12 protein-coding genes are annotated in these 15,556 nt (G+C 69.1%); 7 read left to right on the top strand and 5 right to left on the bottom strand.

What is annotated here, in order from left to right; all coding sequences use genetic code 11:
- Positions 1-76: 76 nt before the first annotated feature.
- Positions 77-781: a DUF4191 domain-containing protein gene (locus tag ACQ3HE_RS01795; RefSeq protein ID WP_071260054.1), complete on the bottom strand. Its 705-nt coding sequence runs from the start codon at positions 779-781 to the stop codon at positions 77-79.
- A gap of 130 nt (positions 782-911) precedes the next feature.
- Here ACQ3HE_RS01795 and ACQ3HE_RS01790 point away from each other — a divergent pair, with 130 nt between their 5' ends.
- Positions 912-2,429 carry a protein kinase domain-containing protein gene (locus ACQ3HE_RS01790; RefSeq protein ID WP_159878713.1) on the top strand — a complete coding sequence of 506 codons (1,518 nt, stop codon included), beginning with the start codon at positions 912-914 and terminating at the stop codon, positions 2,427-2,429.
- A 30-nt stretch (positions 2,430-2,459) separates the two neighbouring features.
- Here ACQ3HE_RS01790 and ACQ3HE_RS01785 read toward each other — a convergent pair whose 3' ends face one another.
- The 3 genes from ACQ3HE_RS01785 to ACQ3HE_RS01775 form a co-directional block, all read right to left on the bottom strand.
- Positions 2,460-3,959, bottom strand: coding sequence for a 2-oxo acid dehydrogenase subunit E2 (locus ACQ3HE_RS01785; RefSeq protein ID WP_430891024.1), 1,500 nt, complete (start codon positions 3,957-3,959; stop codon positions 2,460-2,462).
- Between the two features lie 61 nt (positions 3,960-4,020).
- On the bottom strand, positions 4,021-5,394 hold the full coding sequence (gene lpdA, locus ACQ3HE_RS01780) for a dihydrolipoyl dehydrogenase (protein WP_430891023.1): 1,374 nt from the start codon (positions 5,392-5,394) through the stop codon (positions 4,021-4,023).
- A gap of 95 nt (positions 5,395-5,489) precedes the next feature.
- Positions 5,490-6,992, bottom strand: a complete 1,503-nt coding sequence (locus tag ACQ3HE_RS01775; RefSeq protein ID WP_430891021.1) for a leucyl aminopeptidase — start codon at positions 6,990-6,992, stop codon at positions 5,490-5,492.
- Between the two features lie 120 nt (positions 6,993-7,112).
- On the opposite strand from ACQ3HE_RS01775, the gene ACQ3HE_RS01770 reads away from it, so the two are divergent.
- The 5 genes from ACQ3HE_RS01770 to ACQ3HE_RS01750 all read left to right on the top strand — a co-directional run bounded on the left by ACQ3HE_RS01770 (position 7,113) and on the right by ACQ3HE_RS01750 (position 12,874).
- Entirely contained in the window at positions 7,113-8,036 is a 924-nt protein-coding gene (locus tag ACQ3HE_RS01770) for a proteasome assembly chaperone family protein (RefSeq protein WP_079705876.1), read from the top strand.
- Positions 8,037-8,045: 9 nt separating this feature from the next.
- Entirely contained in the window at positions 8,046-9,353 is a 1,308-nt protein-coding gene (locus ACQ3HE_RS01765; protein ID WP_430891019.1) for an MFS transporter, read from the top strand.
- Between the two features lie 185 nt (positions 9,354-9,538).
- On the top strand, positions 9,539-10,861 hold the full coding sequence (locus tag ACQ3HE_RS01760; protein ID WP_430891017.1) for an RNA polymerase sigma factor: 1,323 nt from the start codon (positions 9,539-9,541) through the stop codon (positions 10,859-10,861).
- Positions 10,862-10,865: 4 nt separating this feature from the next.
- The gene (locus ACQ3HE_RS01755; RefSeq protein ID WP_430891015.1) at positions 10,866-12,128 is read left to right on the top strand and encodes a MurT ligase domain-containing protein; all 1,263 of its coding nucleotides are present in this window, start codon (positions 10,866-10,868) and stop codon (positions 12,126-12,128) included.
- On the top strand, positions 12,125-12,874 hold the full coding sequence (locus ACQ3HE_RS01750; protein ID WP_086473332.1) for a hypothetical protein: 750 nt from the start codon (positions 12,125-12,127) through the stop codon (positions 12,872-12,874). The genes ACQ3HE_RS01755 and ACQ3HE_RS01750 overlap by 4 nt, the downstream gene beginning before the upstream one ends.
- Positions 12,875-12,965: 91 nt before the next feature.
- Here ACQ3HE_RS01750 and ACQ3HE_RS01745 read toward each other — a convergent pair whose 3' ends face one another.
- Positions 12,966-13,196, bottom strand: coding sequence for a DUF7455 domain-containing protein (locus ACQ3HE_RS01745; RefSeq protein ID WP_079705880.1), 231 nt, complete (start codon positions 13,194-13,196; stop codon positions 12,966-12,968).
- Between the two features lie 231 nt (positions 13,197-13,427).
- On the opposite strand from ACQ3HE_RS01745, the gene ACQ3HE_RS01740 reads away from it, so the two are divergent.
- Positions 13,428-15,506 carry a DNA gyrase/topoisomerase IV subunit B gene (locus tag ACQ3HE_RS01740; protein WP_430891013.1) on the top strand — a complete coding sequence of 693 codons (2,079 nt, stop codon included), beginning with the start codon at positions 13,428-13,430 and terminating at the stop codon, positions 15,504-15,506.
- Positions 15,507-15,556 lie beyond the last annotated feature (50 nt).

The following is a 15,556-nucleotide window of genomic DNA, read 5'->3' as shown; positions in this document are numbered from 1 at the left end:
ACGCGAACGGCCGCCCTCCATCAGGAGGGCGGCCGTTCTTTCCGTACCGCGAGGTGTTCCGAGCGGTGTGGGTGGGTCAGCGCGCGCGCTGCGGGCGGACCCGCATCGGGTCGACGCCCTTCGGGATGGGGAGCTGCGTACCGAACGAGGACAGACGGTTGCTGACAGCGAGCACCTCGGGGTTGGTCAAGGACTTCTTGACCTTCCGGAGGGCGCCGGAGAGCTGACGGAGCTGCACCGAGTCGGCGTCGGGGCCGACGTGGAAGACCGTGATCGGCACGTTCGGGAGGATGCGGGTGACCTTGCGCTTCTCGTCCTCGAGCAGACGCGAGGTCCGCGATCGGGGTCCTTCGGCGATCAGTGCGACGCCACCACGGCCCACGGCCCGGTAGATCGCGTCCTGGGTCTTCGGGTTCACGGCGACGGGCATCTCGCTGGTCTGCCACGAGCGCGGAGCAGCACGGAGCACCTGGCCCACCGCGCCCGGCCGACCCTCGATCTGCGTGTAGACGACCTTGTCCGCGCGCCGGGTGAGGATGAACAGGGCCGCGAGGATACCGGCGAGCACACCCGCGATGATCCACATGACGAGCGCGAAGATGTTGCCCGCCGAGAACAGCAGCGCGACCGCGACACCGATGAGCACCGGCAGGATGAAGCCGCCGAGCATCAACCACTGCGCCGCCTTGTCGTGGCGACGGGTGAGCTGGAACACCTGCCAGAGCTGCTTGATCCGCCCTGGTTCCTTCTGCGCCGCCGGGGGCGCGTCCTTCTGAGCCATGCTCCCAGGATAGCCGGTGACGGAGGCTCCTGATGCTGCGTTCTGCTCCACAGGCCGCCGCCGCGGGACCTTGTCCACAGCCGCGTGCGCCGACGCCGTCGGACGGCGCTCCGTGTCGGAGGATCGAGCTATGGAAACACTGCCAGACCCGTCCGCCACCACAACCCGGGTTGCCGGCCGTCGTCTCGTCCGGCGCTTGGGTGAGGGCCGGGAGTGGACTGCCTACTCGACGGTGCTCGCCCACGCCGGATCCGCGCGTGGAGGACGTACCGACCAGGCCGCCCCGGCGGGCGACGCTGTGCTGCTCCGAGCGAGGGCGGACGCCGCCGAACGCAACCTCTGGCGTCGCGCGGCCATCCTGTCCCGACTCGACCACCCGCACATCGTGAGACTCGTCGACGTCGCCGAGGATGCCACCGGGCTCCCGTGTCTACTGGTCGAGCGGCTCGCCGGCGGCACGTTGGGAGAACTGCTGCGCCGCCGGGAGTCGATCGCTCCCGGTGAGGCCGTCACGATCCTGGCGCCACTGGTCGACGCCATCCGCGCGGCGCACCTCTCCGGGATCAGCCACGGGTCGATCAGCGCTTCAGCCGTGCGCTTCGCCGACGACGGCCGACCGGTCCTCTCCGGCTGGTCGGGCGCAGCTCCCGTCGACCACCAGACGATCGATGGTGGGCTCGGCCGCACCGCTCCGGCGTTCGCTGCCGATTGGACGGCGTTCGCGGGGCTCATGGACGGTGTCCTGCAGGCGACCGACCCCGACGAGGCCCCCTCGACCGTGGCCTGGGCCGACGTCGTGCCTGAACTCGCCGACCACGAGATCGCCAACCGACTGCAACAGCGGATCCACGCCCTGGCACGACCGCTCCCGGTCCTGCTCGACCGCGTCGACCCGCCGTCCGCATCACCTGCCGATGCCATCCGTGCTTCCGCCGATCGCGCCCAGCGGACCGCTCCGCTCCCGCCGACCCGACGAGCCGCAGTCGAATCGAGGCGTCGGTCACGACATCCCGCGTCGTCGCTGCGTCGTCGTCTGGCCTGGCGACCCGGTCGAGGCACACGGGTCACGGCCGCGGCCCGCTCGACGCCGTCCGTCGAATCCAGCCCGAGACGTCGTCGACTCGTGATCGGAGCGGCGGGCGCGGCAGCGGCACTGGTGTCGGCTGCGATGGTGTTCCTGCCGTCCGAAGACCCGAGCACCGCGATCGCGCCGACGCCGGCCGGTTCGGTCGGCCCGGCGCCCGAACCGGTCACGGGTACTGCGCCGCCGGTGGAGACGCCGACGTCACCGGCGGACGAAGCTGACGCCGTCGACGTGGTCACCGGCGACGATCCGGCGGCCGCGGCCCGCGAGCTCGTCCGCCGACGGGATCAGTGCCGCACGACGGGGGAGGAGGGGTGCGTGTGGGACTCCGTCGAACGCGGGTCCCCGTTCGACGACGACGAGCACCTCGGTGTCGGGATCGGATCGATCGATGCGGCGAGTCTGGACCTCGTCGACCGTCAGGGCGACGCGGCGGTCCTCCGCGGCACGGCCGAGCCGTCCGAGACGGACGAAGCCGCCGCAGGACGACGACAGCCCGTCACGCTCCTCGTGGTGAGGGGCGAGACGGGCTGGCGTCTGCGGGAGGTGTTCACCGCCGGATGAGGCGGTGGACACGGCGCGGCCGGTTCGGGATCAGATCCCGAGCGAGCCGCGGAAGTCGCCTGCTTCGAGGCGGTTCTTCACCTGGACGAGGAAGCGTGCAGCGTCCGCGCCGTCGATGATGCGGTGGTCGTAGCTCAGCGCGAGGTAGACCGTCGAACGGATCGCGATGGCGTCTGCACCGTCGACCGTGACGACGACCGGCTTCTTCGTGACGATACCCGTACCGAGGATCGCCGACTGTGGCAGGAACACGATCGGGGTGTCGAACAGGGCGCCGCGTGAACCGGTGTTGGTCAGCGTGAACGTGCCGCCCGACAGCTCGTCCGGCTGCAGCTTGTTGTCGCGAGTCCGCTGCGCGAGATCGGCGATCTCGGCGCCGAGCTCGGCGATCGACTTGGAGCCCGAGTTGCGGATGACCGGCGTCAGCAGGCCACGCTCGGTGTCCACGGCGATCGCGAGGTTCTCCGTCTCCGGGTACACGATCTGGTCGCCGTCGACGGTGGCGTTGATGATCGGGTAGGTCTGGAGCGCCTCGCTGGCAGCAAGGGCGAAGAACGGCAGGAACGACAGCTTGTTGCCGGTCTTGGCGAGGAACTCGTCCTTGACGGCCGTGCGGAGTGCCGCGACCTTCGTGACATCGACCTCGACGACGCTCGTCAGCTGGGCGGTGCCCTGCATCGAAGCGACGGCGCGCTCGGCGACGACCTTGCGCAGACGCGACATGGCCTTGCTCGTGCCACGCAGCTCGGATACCTGGACCGTCGGAGCAGCGGGCGACTCCGTGGCGCCACCGGCGCTCTGAGCCTGCAGGACGTCTTCCTTGCGGATACGTCCGCCGACACCGGTGCCGGTGACCGTGCTGAGGTCGACGCCGTGCTGGTTGGCGAGACGACGCACCAGCGGGGTGACGTAACCGGAGTTGACGACCCCGCCTGCGGCAGGCGTCGAAGCAGCGGCCGGAGCCGCAGCAGCGGGAGCCGGAGCAGCAGGCGCAGCAGCGGGTGCCGGAGCAGCAGCCGGTGCCGGAGCAGCAGCAGGTGCCGGAGCAGCAGCGGGAGCCGGAGCAGCAGGCGCAGCAGCGGGTGCCGGAGCAGCAGCCGGTGCCGGAGCAGCAGCAGGTGCCGGAGCAGCAGCGGGAGCCGGAGCAGCAGCAGGTGCCGGAGCAGCAGCGGGAGCCGGCGCGGCAGCAGGTGCCGGCTCGGGCTCGGCCGCGGGAGCGGGCTCAGCCGGAGCGGGCTCGGCAGCAGCCGGTTCCGCGGCGGGCGCGGGCTCCTCGGCAGCAGCCGCACCCGAACCATCACCGATGGTCACGAGAGCGGTGCCGACCTCGACGGTCTCGTCCTCCTGGACGAGGATCGCTTCGATGACACCCGCGACGGGCGAAGGGATCTCGGTGTCGACCTTGTCGGTCGACACTTCGAGCAGCGGCTCGTCGACCTCCACGGTGTCGCCGACATTCTTCAGCCAGCGGGTGACCGTACCCTCGGTGACACTCTCGCCGAGTGCCGGGAGGCTGACGGATTCGCTCATGACCTTGTCTCCTTTGAAACCTGTTGTGTGTTCACTAGCTTATTGGGGTGTTCGGAATGCGTCACAGCGCGTGCAGGGGCTTGCCTGCGAGCGCGAGGAATGCTTCGCCGAGCGCCTCGTTCTGCGTGGGGTGCGCGTGGATCAGCGGCGCGATGTCCTCGGGGTAGGCCTCCCAGTTGACGGCGAGCTGACCTTCGGCGATGAGCTCACCGACGCGGGCGCCGATCATGTGCACACCGATGACGGGGCCGTCGTTGACGCGGATGACCTTGACGTTGCCGCTCGTGCCGATGATCTCGCTCTTGCCGTTGCCGGCCAGGTTGAAGTCGTAGCTCGTGATGTTGTCGGCACCGTACTGCTCGGCCGCCTTGGCCTCGCTGAGACCGACGGACGCGATCTCGGGGTCGCTGTAGGTGACCTTCGGGATGTTGACGTCCTCGATGATGACCGGCTTGAGACCGGCGATCTCCTCGGCCACGAAGATGCCCTGCTGGAAGCCGCGGTGCGCGAGCTGCAGGCCGGGGACGATGTCGCCCACGGCGTAGAGGCCGGGGATGTTCGTCTCGAGACGGTCGTTGGTGATGACGAAGCCGCGGTCGATGGTGACACCGACCTCCTCGAAGCCGAGTCCGGCGGTCGACGGGCCACGGCCGACGGCGACGAGCAGCAGCTCGGCGTCGATCGTCTTGCCGTCCTCGAGCGTGATGTGCACGCCCGAGTCGTCCTGGGTGACGCCCTGGAACCGCACGCCGAGCGAGTACTCGATGCCGCGCTTGCGGAACGCGCGCTCGAGCGCCTTGCTGATCGCCTCGTCCTCGTTGGGGACGAGGTGGGGGAGTGCCTCGATGATCGTGACCTCGGTCCCGAACGACTTCCAGACGCTCGCGAACTCGACGCCGATCACGCCGCCGCCGAGGACGGCGACCTTCTTCGGCACGAAGTCGAGCTGCAGCGCCTGCTCGCTCGTGATGACACGGCCACCGATCTCGAGACCGGGGAGCGAGCGGCTGTACGAGCCCGTCGCGAGGATCACGTTCTTGCCGGTGATGAGGTCGTCGCCGACCTGCACGCTCGTCGGGGAGACCAGACGGCCCTCACCCTCGATGGTGGTGATGCCGCGGGCCTTGACGAGGCCCTGGAGTCCCTTGTACTTCTTCGCGACGATGCCCTCGCGGTACTTCGTGACGCCCTCGATGTCGATGCCTTCGAAGGTGGACTTGACGCCGTACTTCTCCGACTCGCGCGATGCGTCCGCGACCTCGGCGGAGTGCAGCAGCGCCTTCGTCGGGATGCAACCGCGGTGGAGGCAGGTGCCGCCGACCTTGTCCTTCTCGATCATGCCGACGGTGAGGCCGAGCTGCGAAGCGCGCAACGCCGCAGCGTATCCGCCGCTTCCGCCTCCCAGGACTACCAGGTCAAAATTCTGCTCGGACACTCCGTTGCTCCTTGTGTGTGCTTCGTGGTCGATCGGAAACCGTCGTGGTGTGTTCGGCGGCGTCGAGGCGGGTCGAACCGCCCCCACCGACCTTACTACGGGTGGCTAATCTCCTCGGCCATTGCGAGGAGGGTGCGGACCGCGACGCCGGTCGGGCCTTTGGCGGTGAAGCCGTAGGGGGCGTCGCCGTTCATCGCGCTCCCGGCGATGTCCAGGTGGGCCCACGGGATGCGGGTGGTGACGCCCTCCTCGTCGGTGCGGTCGGCGATGAACTCCTGCAGGAACGTGCCTGCGACGAGCATGCCGCCCGCGGTGGTCCCGGGCTTCGCGTTGGCGAGGTCGGCGACGTCGGAGTCGAGGACCTTGCGCAGCTCCGCGGGGAACGGCATCGGCCAGAACAGTTCGTCCGCACCGGAACCGGTCGCGATGAGGTCGGTGACGAACGAAGCGTCGCCCATGACGCCCGTGTAGCGGTTGCCGAGCGCGACCACGGCCGCTCCCGTGAGGGTCGCCACGTCGATGATGGCGTCCGGGCCCTCCTCGCCTGCAGCGACGAGTCCGTCGGCGAGGACCAGCCGGCCCTCGGCGTCGGTGTTGGTGACCTCGACGGTGCGTCCACCCCGGATGGTGAGGACGTCGTTCGGCCGGATCGCCGTGCCCGACGGGAGGTTCTCGGCGAGGCAGAGCCAAGCGGTCAGCCTGGTGGGCACCCCGAGACGCGCGGCCGCGGCAAGGACCGCGAGCACGGTCGCCGCGCCGGTCATGTCGTACTTCATGCCGACCATCGAGACCGGCGGCTTCAGGGAGAGACCGCCGCTGTCGAAGGTGATGCCCTTCCCGACGAGGGCCAGATGGCTCCTGGCGGCCTCCGGGTGGTAGCTCAGCTTCACGAGTCGCGGAGGCCGCGAGGAGCCTTGCCCGACGCCGAGGATGCCGCCGAAGCCGTCCTCGGCCAAGCGGGTCTCGTCCCATTCCTCGACCTCGACGTCGAGGCCGTCGACCGCTGCTCGGGCCGCGTCGGCGAAAGTCGCCGGGTAGAGCTCGTTCGGCGGCGTGTTGACCAGGTCCTTCACGAGCGCGATGGCCTCGGCGACCGCGGTGGCGTGCTCCGCGAGCCCGGCATCCGGTGCGTCCACGGTCGACGGGACGACGACGGTGATCTGCTCGAGCGGTGTCGGTGGCTGCGCGGATCCGACACCGCGCGACGCGGTGTAGCGGTAGGCGCCGATGGCCGCCCCCTCGAGGACGGCTTCGGCGGCGGCGGCCGTCTCCTCCGTCAACGCGAACGCGATCGAGGCCTGGCCGTCGATCGTCCGGGTCACTGCACCCGCGGCTCGTCGGAAGGCCGCGTCGTCCGCATCCGGACCGAGGCCGACCAGCACGAGACCGGAGGCCGCGCCGAACCGGTCCGGGAGGCGTCGCACCTGGTCTTCGGACCCCGTGACCCCGGAGGCGCGCAGCTCGTCCGCGAGCGGCGCGTAGACGTCGGGCGCCAGGAGCTCCGGTCCGTCGTCGCCCTTCCTCACCGCGAGGACGAGCAGTTCGGCCTCGACTCCCTCGACGGCGGCGGACAACACGGAGAGCACAGGGATCGTCATGCCTCCATCGTAGGCACGTGCCGTTCCGGTCCGAGGCGGGGCCGCCGGTGTTCGCTCTCGGCGGTACCGCCGACGCTCGGAGGGGAAGGGCGCTGCGACACCCCCGTTTAGAGTTGAACCATGCCTACGCCTGACGACCTCTACGAGGTGCACCCGGAGATCGACATCCCCGCCGGCCTCCACCTCGTCGCGGGGCTCACCGGGTTCTCCGACGCCGGCGGCGCGGTCGGGCAGTTGAACGCCTACCTCGACGACGTCCTCGACACGACGGTCATCGCCGAGTTCGACGCCGACGTCCTGCTCGACTACCGGGCCCGCCGGCCGATCATCTCGTTCGACCAGGACCACCTGACGGAGTACCGCCCACCCCGGCTGACCCTGTCGCTCGCCCACGACGAGCTCGGGTCGCCGTTCCTGCTGCTCACCGGTTTCGAGCCCGACTTCCTCTGGGACCGCTTCGTCGCGGCCGTGCTCGAGCTCGTCGACCGCTTCCGGGTCAGCGACACGACGTGGGTGCACGCCATCCCGATGCCGGTCCCGCACACCAGGCCGATCGGCGTCACCGTCAGCGGCAACCGGTTCGACCTCATCGAGTCGCTCTCGGTCTGGCGCCCCCGCACCCAGGTGCCGTCAAACGTGCTCCACCTCCTCGAGTACCGCCTCTACGAGCGCGGCGACAGCATCGCGGCGTTCGTGCTCCTGGTGCCGCATTACCTCGCCGACACGGAGTTCCCGGCCGCGGCGATCACGGCGATCGAGAGCCTCAGCGCGGCGACCGGGCTCATCTTCCCCACGGACCGCCTCCGCGAGGACAGCCGCGACTTCCTCGTCAAGATCGACGAGCAGGTCGGGACCAACCACGAGCTCGGCCAGCTAGTCACGACGCTCGAGGAGCGGTACGACGCCTACATGGCCGACAACTCGCCGAAATCGCCGCTCACCGACATCGACGGGGCGCTCCCGACGGCCGACGAGATCGCCGCGGAGCTCGAAAAGTTCCTCGCGAGCCGGCGCCACGGCGACGAGGACCGCTCGACCACCTAAGCTGGATCGGTGGGATCTCGACGCGTCTGGTGGGTGTTCGGCGTCGGGGTGTTCGCCTACCTCATCACCGTCATGCAGCGGTCGACGCTCGGCGTGGCAGCGGTGGACGCCACTGAGCGGTTCCAGATCGACGCCGCCGCGCTGTCGACCCTCGCCGTCGCACAGCTCATCGTGTACGCCGCGATGCAGGTGCCGGTCGGGGTGCTCATCGACCGCCTCGGACCTCGCGTCCTGATCATCGCGGGGCTGACGGTCGTCATGGCGGGCCAGGTCTGGCTGGGGCTCACGACCGAACTCGGCGGCGCGATCGTGGGCCGGATGCTGGTCGGCCTCGGCGACGCCGCGGTGTTCACCTCCGTGCTGCGGCTCGTGAACTCCTGGTTCCCCACCCGTCGGGTGCCGATCGTCTCGCAATGGGTCGGCAACATCGGACAGATCGGACAGATCCTCTCGGCGGTGCCGTTCTCCTTCGTCCTGCACACCTTCGGCTGGTCGCCGGCGTTCCTCAGTGCGGCCGGACTCGTCCTCCTGGCGCTCGTCGGGGTGCTGATCGTCGTCCGCGATCGGCCGTCCGGTTCCGACGAGGCGCCGCGCCCCGAGACCTGGGGCCACGTCGTCCGCGAGGTCGTCATCAGTCTGCGTCGGCCAGGGACGCGTCTCGGGTTCTGGTCGCACTTCGTCACCCAGTCCTCCGGTACGGTCCTCACGCTCCTCTGGGGCTTCCCGTTCATGGTCTACGCCCTCGGCTACCCGCAGCCCCTCGCCGCATCGTTGCTCATCGTGATCGTGGTCTCCGGCATGATCGCCGGACCCATCCTCGGAGTGCTCACCGCCCGGTTCCCCTACCGGCGGAGCAACCTCGTGCTCGGGATCGTCACGGTCATGGGCGTCGCCTGGGCCGCACTCCTCCTCTGGCCGGGCGTCCCACCGATGTGGCTCGTGATCGTCCTGTTCATCGTGGTCGGGGTCGGTGGCCCCGGTTCACTCATCGGGTTCGACTTCGCCCGCACCTTCAACCCCATCCGCGCGCTCGGCGGGGCGAACGGCATCGTGAACGTCGGTGGGTTCCTCGCGAGCTTCGTCATGATGTTCCTCATCGGTCTCATCATCGACGCGGTCAGCGGGGGCTCCCGTGCCGACTACTCCATGGACAGCTTCCGGATCGCCTTCTCTGTGCAGTACTTGGTGGTCGGGTTCGGGGTCGCGATGCTGCTCGTCGCCCGGTCCCGCACGCGGAGGCGCTTCGCCGAGGACGAGGGCATCGCCGTCGGACCGCTGTGGATCGCGGTCCGTGCCAGGCTCGGGCGCCGTCGCTGAGCGTTCGCTTCGTCCCCTGATCCCACCCTTGACAAACGGCCTGTGGCTCTGGGGTCTTCCAGCGCGCGCTATAATGGAACACGGACCCGTTCACCTCTCGGAATGTCGGCGGCCCTTTTCGGGTTGCACTGCACCAAGACTTGACATGGGTCCTCGTAATGTCCGAAATCACGGACGATCCGGCGATGACTGTCCATGCCGGGTCCGAACAGGAAGGTGCAGCTATGGCCACCAAGACGGCTCGCGCAGACGAAGCAGCGCCAGCAGACGAGGCCACGGAGGCTCCCGCAGCGAAGGCTCGGACCACCAAGGCCACCACGACCCGAGCGAAGGCTGCTCCCAAGAAGGCCACCCGCGCCAAGGCGGGTACGAAGTCGAGCACGGAGCCCGATGAGGGCACGGACGACGAGGACGTCGTCGTCGAGGTCGTCGCCGACGACGCCGTGATCGACGCGCCCGCAAGCGACGCCACCGAAGCGGTCGAGGAGGAGGACGACAAGTCCGTGCCGGAGATCACCCTCCCCACCGACGCACTCGTGCTCTCCAACAGCGACGACGACGAAATCCCGGTGTACTCGGCCGCGATCACCGGCGCCACCGCCGACCCGGTCAAGGACTACCTGAAGCAGATCGGTAAGGTCGCGCTCCTCAACGCGGCCGAAGAGGTCGAAGTCGCGATGCGCATCGAGGCGGGCCTCTTCGCCGAGGACAAGCTCGCCCAGCTCTCCGACCTCGAGAAGCGCTCGCGCGTCGGTCGTGAGCTCCAGTGGGTCGCGAAGGACGGCGCCCGCGCCAAGAGCCACCTCCTCGGGGCGAACCTCCGACTCGTCGTGAGCCTCGCCAAGCGGTACACGGGCCGCGGCATGCAGTTCCTCGACCTCATCCAGGAGGGCAACCTGGGCCTCATCCGTGCGGTCGAGAAGTTCGACTACACCAAGGGCTTCAAGTTCTCCACCTACGCGACCTGGTGGATCCGTCAGGCCATCACGCGCGCCATGGCCGACCAGGCGCGCACCATCCGCATCCCGGTGCACATGGTCGAGGTCATCAACAAGCTCGCCCGCGTCCAGCGGCAGATGCTGCAGGACCTGGGCCGCGAGCCCACGCCCGAGGAGCTCAGCCGCGAACTCGACATGACGCCTGAGAAGGTCATCGAGGTCCAGAAGTACGGCCGCGAGCCCATCTCGCTGCACACGCCCCTCGGCGAGGACGGCGACAGCGAGTTCGGCGACCTCATCGAGGACACCGAGGCGGTCGTGCCGGCCGACGCCGTCAGCTTCACCATGCTGCAGAAGCAGTTGGAGTCGCTCCTCGACTCGCTCTCCGAGCGGGAAGCGGGTGTCATCCGGATGCGCTTCGGTCTCGGCGACGGCATGCCCAAGACGCTCGACCAGATCGGCGACACCTTCGGGGTCACCCGTGAGCGCATCCGGCAGATCGAGTCGAAGACCATGGCGAAGCTGCGTCACCCGAGCCGATCCCAGTCGCTCCGCGACTACCTCGAGTAGGAGCATGCGCTACGCCCCGGCCATCCTCGCCGGTCGTGCCGTCCGATTCCTCGCCAGGCTGCGCAAGCCGGGCGGGGGATCGGCCGTTCCCGGCCTCGTGGTCAACCGCATCGCGCCCGGGTTCCTCCCCGACACGTTGAACGCCTTCCCGCGTGGTCTCGTGATCGTGAGCGGCTCGAGCGGGAAATCCACGACGACCAAGATGCTCGTCGGCATCCTGCGTGCCCACGGCGTGTCGGTCTTCACGAACCCGTCCACGGCGAACATCTCCCAGGGCCTCACCTCGGCTCTCCTCGAACGAGCCGACCTCCGCGGCCGGATCGACGCCGAGCTCGGGGTGCTCGAGATGGATGAAGGACACGGCGCACTCATCGCGCCGCGACTCGCGCCCGCCCACGTCATCCTGACCAACGTGTCCGTCGACCAGATCGACCGCTTCCACGACGCTGCCATGGTGGCGCGCATGCTCGACGCGATCGCTGCCCGATCGGGCACGTCGCTCGTCCTGAACGGCGATGACGCGCTCGTCGACGCCGTCGCGCCAGGCAGCGACGCGACGCGGTGGCGGTACGGCGTCTCGACGGCCGTGCTCGGCGCCAGCGCACGCGGCCTCGGGTACAGCACGACCTCGTCCGATCGGGTCGATCCCGGTTCCGGAACCGTCGTCGAGGCCCTCGACGGCGACCTGGTGTCCATCAACCACCGCGGCGAGACCGTCCGGTTCCGTCTGCCGGCTCGCGGCGTGCACTACGCCGTGGATGCGGCCGCAGCCCTCTCCGGCGCCGCCGCGATCCTCGGCCCCGAGTTCCAGCTCACCATCGCGGCGGAGTCGTTCCGCGCGCTCACGCCGGTGTTCGGCCGCGGTGAGGTGACGACCGTCCGCGGTGTCGAGGTCGAGTTCGTCCTCGTCCAGAACCCCGCGAGCTATCAGCTCAACGTCGACAGCCTCGCGGCCGACACCGAGCAGATCCTGGTCGCCGTCGGGAGCGACGTCCGCGATCCCTCGTACCTCTGGCCGGTCGACACGTCCAGGCTCGGTCGTGTGGCGATCGTGTCGGGGTCCAAGGCCTGGGAGGCCGCGCTGCAGCTGGGCTACGACGGCGTCGAGATCGACCGGATCGAACCGGACCTCGGCACGGCGTTGGACGCGTTCCTCGCCCTCCCTGCGCCCGCGCACGGTCGGAAGACCGTGATCTTCACCGCCGACTCGATGCGCCGCACCCGCGCGCACCTCGGCCTCGCCTCGAACGATCAGGATGACGCATGACGACCGAGCCGACGATCACCATCGCCGTCCTCCTGCCCTCGAGCTGCAATGTGAACGGCGACGCCGAGAACGGCGCGGTCCTCGCTCGCCGGGCCCGCGCGCGTGGCCTCGCCGTCGAGCTCGTCCCGGTCGAATCGGTCGCCGAGCTCCCGAGCACGGTCCACGCGGTCGTCCTCGGGTCGTGCGACGACCCGTCGGCGCCACAGGTGCTCGAGGCGCTCCGGCCGTTCCGCGACGCGTTCATCGCCTGGGTGGAGGCCGGCGTGCCCGTCCTCGCGGTCGCCAACGGATGGAAGCTCCTCACTCGCCGGCTCGAGCTGGTACCGGGGAGCTGGGTCGAGGGCCTCGCCATCATCGAGGGCGACGCCCCGTTGCGGCGCACGCGGGCGAGTGACGACCTCGTCGTCGTGCCGAGCGGCGGCCTCGAGCTCGACGCCCCGGTACTCGTCGGGTACGAGAACCACGGGCGGGACTTCCGAGCTGGGACGGGCGTCGAGTCGATCGGCACCGTGCAGCACGGACGAGGCAACGGCGACGGCACGGAGGGTGCGCTGGTCGGACCGTTCGTCGGAACCCACCTGCACGGTCCGGTCCTCGCCAAGAACCCGGAACTGGCCGATCGGCTGCTCCGTCTGGCGATCACGGTCGCCGGGGGCACCTCGATGCTCGACGAATCACCGGAACTCCACGCCCTCGACGAGATCGCCGCCAACGCCAGAGCGCAGATCGTCTCGGCGCTCGCCTGAGTCCGCGCGTTCTCGACTCCGCGCTTCCTCGATGACATGACGAAGGGCCCCGGATCTCGGATCCGGGGCCCTTCGTCGTGATGCCGGTGGACTAGGCGCGCTGCTCGTTGAAGAGTCGCGCGGACTCGTCGTGCCAGTCGGTCGCGACCTGCGTCAGCTTCTCCTGGTACTTCTTGCCGTGGTGCGCGCAGAACAGCAGCTCACCGCTGTTCATCTGCACGCGGATGTAGGCCTGTGCTCCGCACAGATCGCAACGATCGGCGGCAGTCAGTTGCTGGGCGTCGAGGTCACTCGGCGTGCTCTCGGTAGCAGTCTGTGACATGTGCTCCTCCTGACTCGGGCGGCTACGAAACTCGTAGTACTCATGAAAGCACGCGATTGTCACAACGGGGTCCCATTCCGTGTTCTTTTCGCTGTGCGCGTAGATGATTCGGATCAACCGTGCAGCCGGATGGGTCGGCGGCCCGCGACAACGCGCCGTCGAGCGGCTCCGGACGATCGCGCGCCGAGTGTCTCCCTCGGCGTGTCGGCGGCGACGACTACGCTGGGAAGCGTGAGCAGCGACTACTCCGCCAGGCATCTCTCCGTCCTCGAAGGCCTCGAGGCGGTGCGCAAGCGACCGGGCATGTACATCGGTTCCACCGACTCGCGCGGCCTCATGCACTGCCTCTGGGAGATCATCGACAACTCCGTCGACGAGGCCCTCGGCGGGTACGGCGATCAGATCGAGATCGTCCTCCACTCCGATCAGAGCGTCGAGGTGCGCGACCACGCGCGTGGCATCCCGGTGGACATCGAGCCGAAGACCGGCCTCTCCGGTGTCGAGGTCGTCTTCACCAAGCTCCACGCCGGCGGGAAGTTCGGCGGCGGTTCGTACGCCGCGTCCGGCGGCCTGCACGGCGTCGGCGCATCCGTCGTCAACGCCCTGTCCGAGCGACTCGACGTCGAGGTGGATCGCGGCGGCAAGACCTACGCCATGTCGTTCCACCGCGGTGAGCCGGGGATCTTCGCCGACACGGGGGAGCCGACCCCGGACGCACCGTTCACGCCGTTCGAGAAGCAGAGCGAGCTCCGCGTCATCGGCAAGACGAAGCGCGGCGTGACCGGCACCCGGATTCGCTACTGGGCCGACCGCCAGATCTTCACGAAGGGCGCCCAGTTCCAGGCCGAGGAGCTCCTCGGCCGCGCGCGCCAGACCGCCTTCCTGATCAAGGGTCTCGGCATCCACATCCGCGACGAGACCGTCGAGGAGCCGACCGAGGCGATGTTCCGCTACGAGGGCGGCATCTCCGAGTTCGTCGACTACCTCGCGGGCGACACCGCACTCACCGACACCTGGCGCCTCACCGGCAGCGGCACGTTCACCGAGACCGTCCCGGTGCTGTCGCCGTCGGGCACCATGGTCGCCACCGAGGTGGAGCGCGAGGCAGAGGTCGACATCGCGCTGCGTTGGGGTACCGGGTACGAGACGGTCATGCGCAGCTTCGTCAACATCATCGCCACGCCGAAGGGCGGCACGCACCAACTCGGATTCGATCAGGGCCTCCTGAAGTTCCTCCGCGCCCAGGTCGAGCAGAACGCCCGTCGACTCAAGGTCGGCACGGACAAGCTCGAGAAGGACGACGTCCTCGCCGGCCTTACCGCGGTGCTGACGGTGCGTCTCGCGGAGCCGCAGTTCGAGGGCCAGACGAAGGAGATCCTCGGCACGCCGGCCGTCCGCGCCATCGTCGCCAACGTCGTCACGAAGGAGCTCAAGGAGCGGTTCGCCTCGACCAAGCGCGACGACAAGGCACAGACCGCGCTCGTGCTCGAGAAGATCGTGTCGGAGATGAAGTCCCGGATCTCCGCGCGGACCCACAAGGAGACGCAACGCCGCAAGAACGCGCTCGAGAACTCGTCGCTCCCGGCCAAGCTGGTCGACTGCCGCTCGGGCAACCTCGAGTCCAGCGAACTCTTCATCGTCGAGGGCGACTCGGCACTGGGCACGGCGAAGCTCGCCCGAGACAGCTCCTACCAGGCGCTGCTCCCGATCCGAGGCAAGATCCTCAACGTGCAGAAGGCCTCCGTCTCCGACATGCTGTCGAACGCGGAGTGCGCGTCCATCATCCAGGTCATCGGCGCGGGCTCCGGACGATCGTTCGATCTCGACGCCGCCCGCTACGGCAAGATCATCCTCATGAGCGACGCCGACGTCGACGGCGCCCACATCCGGACGCTCCTGCTCACCCTCTTCTTCAGGTACATGCGGCCGCTGATCGAAGCGGGTCGCGTGTTCGCCGCGGTACCGCCGCTCCACCGCGTCATCGTCATCAACCCCGGCTCCAAACCGAACGAGACGATCTACACCTACTCGGAAGCCGAACTGCACGCGGTGCTGAGCGACCTCAAGCGCACCGGCAAGAAGCACCAGGAACCGATCCAGCGCTACAAGGGCCTGGGCGAGATGGACGCCGACCAGCTGGCCACGACCACCATGGACCGCCGTCACCGGACGCTGCGCCGTGTCCGGGTCGAGGATGCGGAGTCGGCCGGACGGATCTTCGAACTCCTCATGGGCAACGACGTCGCCCCGCGCAAGGAGTTCATCGTCGACAGCTCCGACCGGCTGTCGCGGGAGAGCATCGACGTCTGATCGTCGGTCGTCCACCGAGGAGCAGGACCGACGACGAAGGCCCGGATCGA

The organism is Plantibacter auratus (assembly GCF_050587365.1).
GTDB lineage: Bacteria > Actinomycetota > Actinomycetes > Actinomycetales > Microbacteriaceae > Plantibacter > Plantibacter auratus.
Note: the sequence above shows the minus strand (reverse complement) of the source record. Positions and strands in the feature narration are given on the sequence as shown.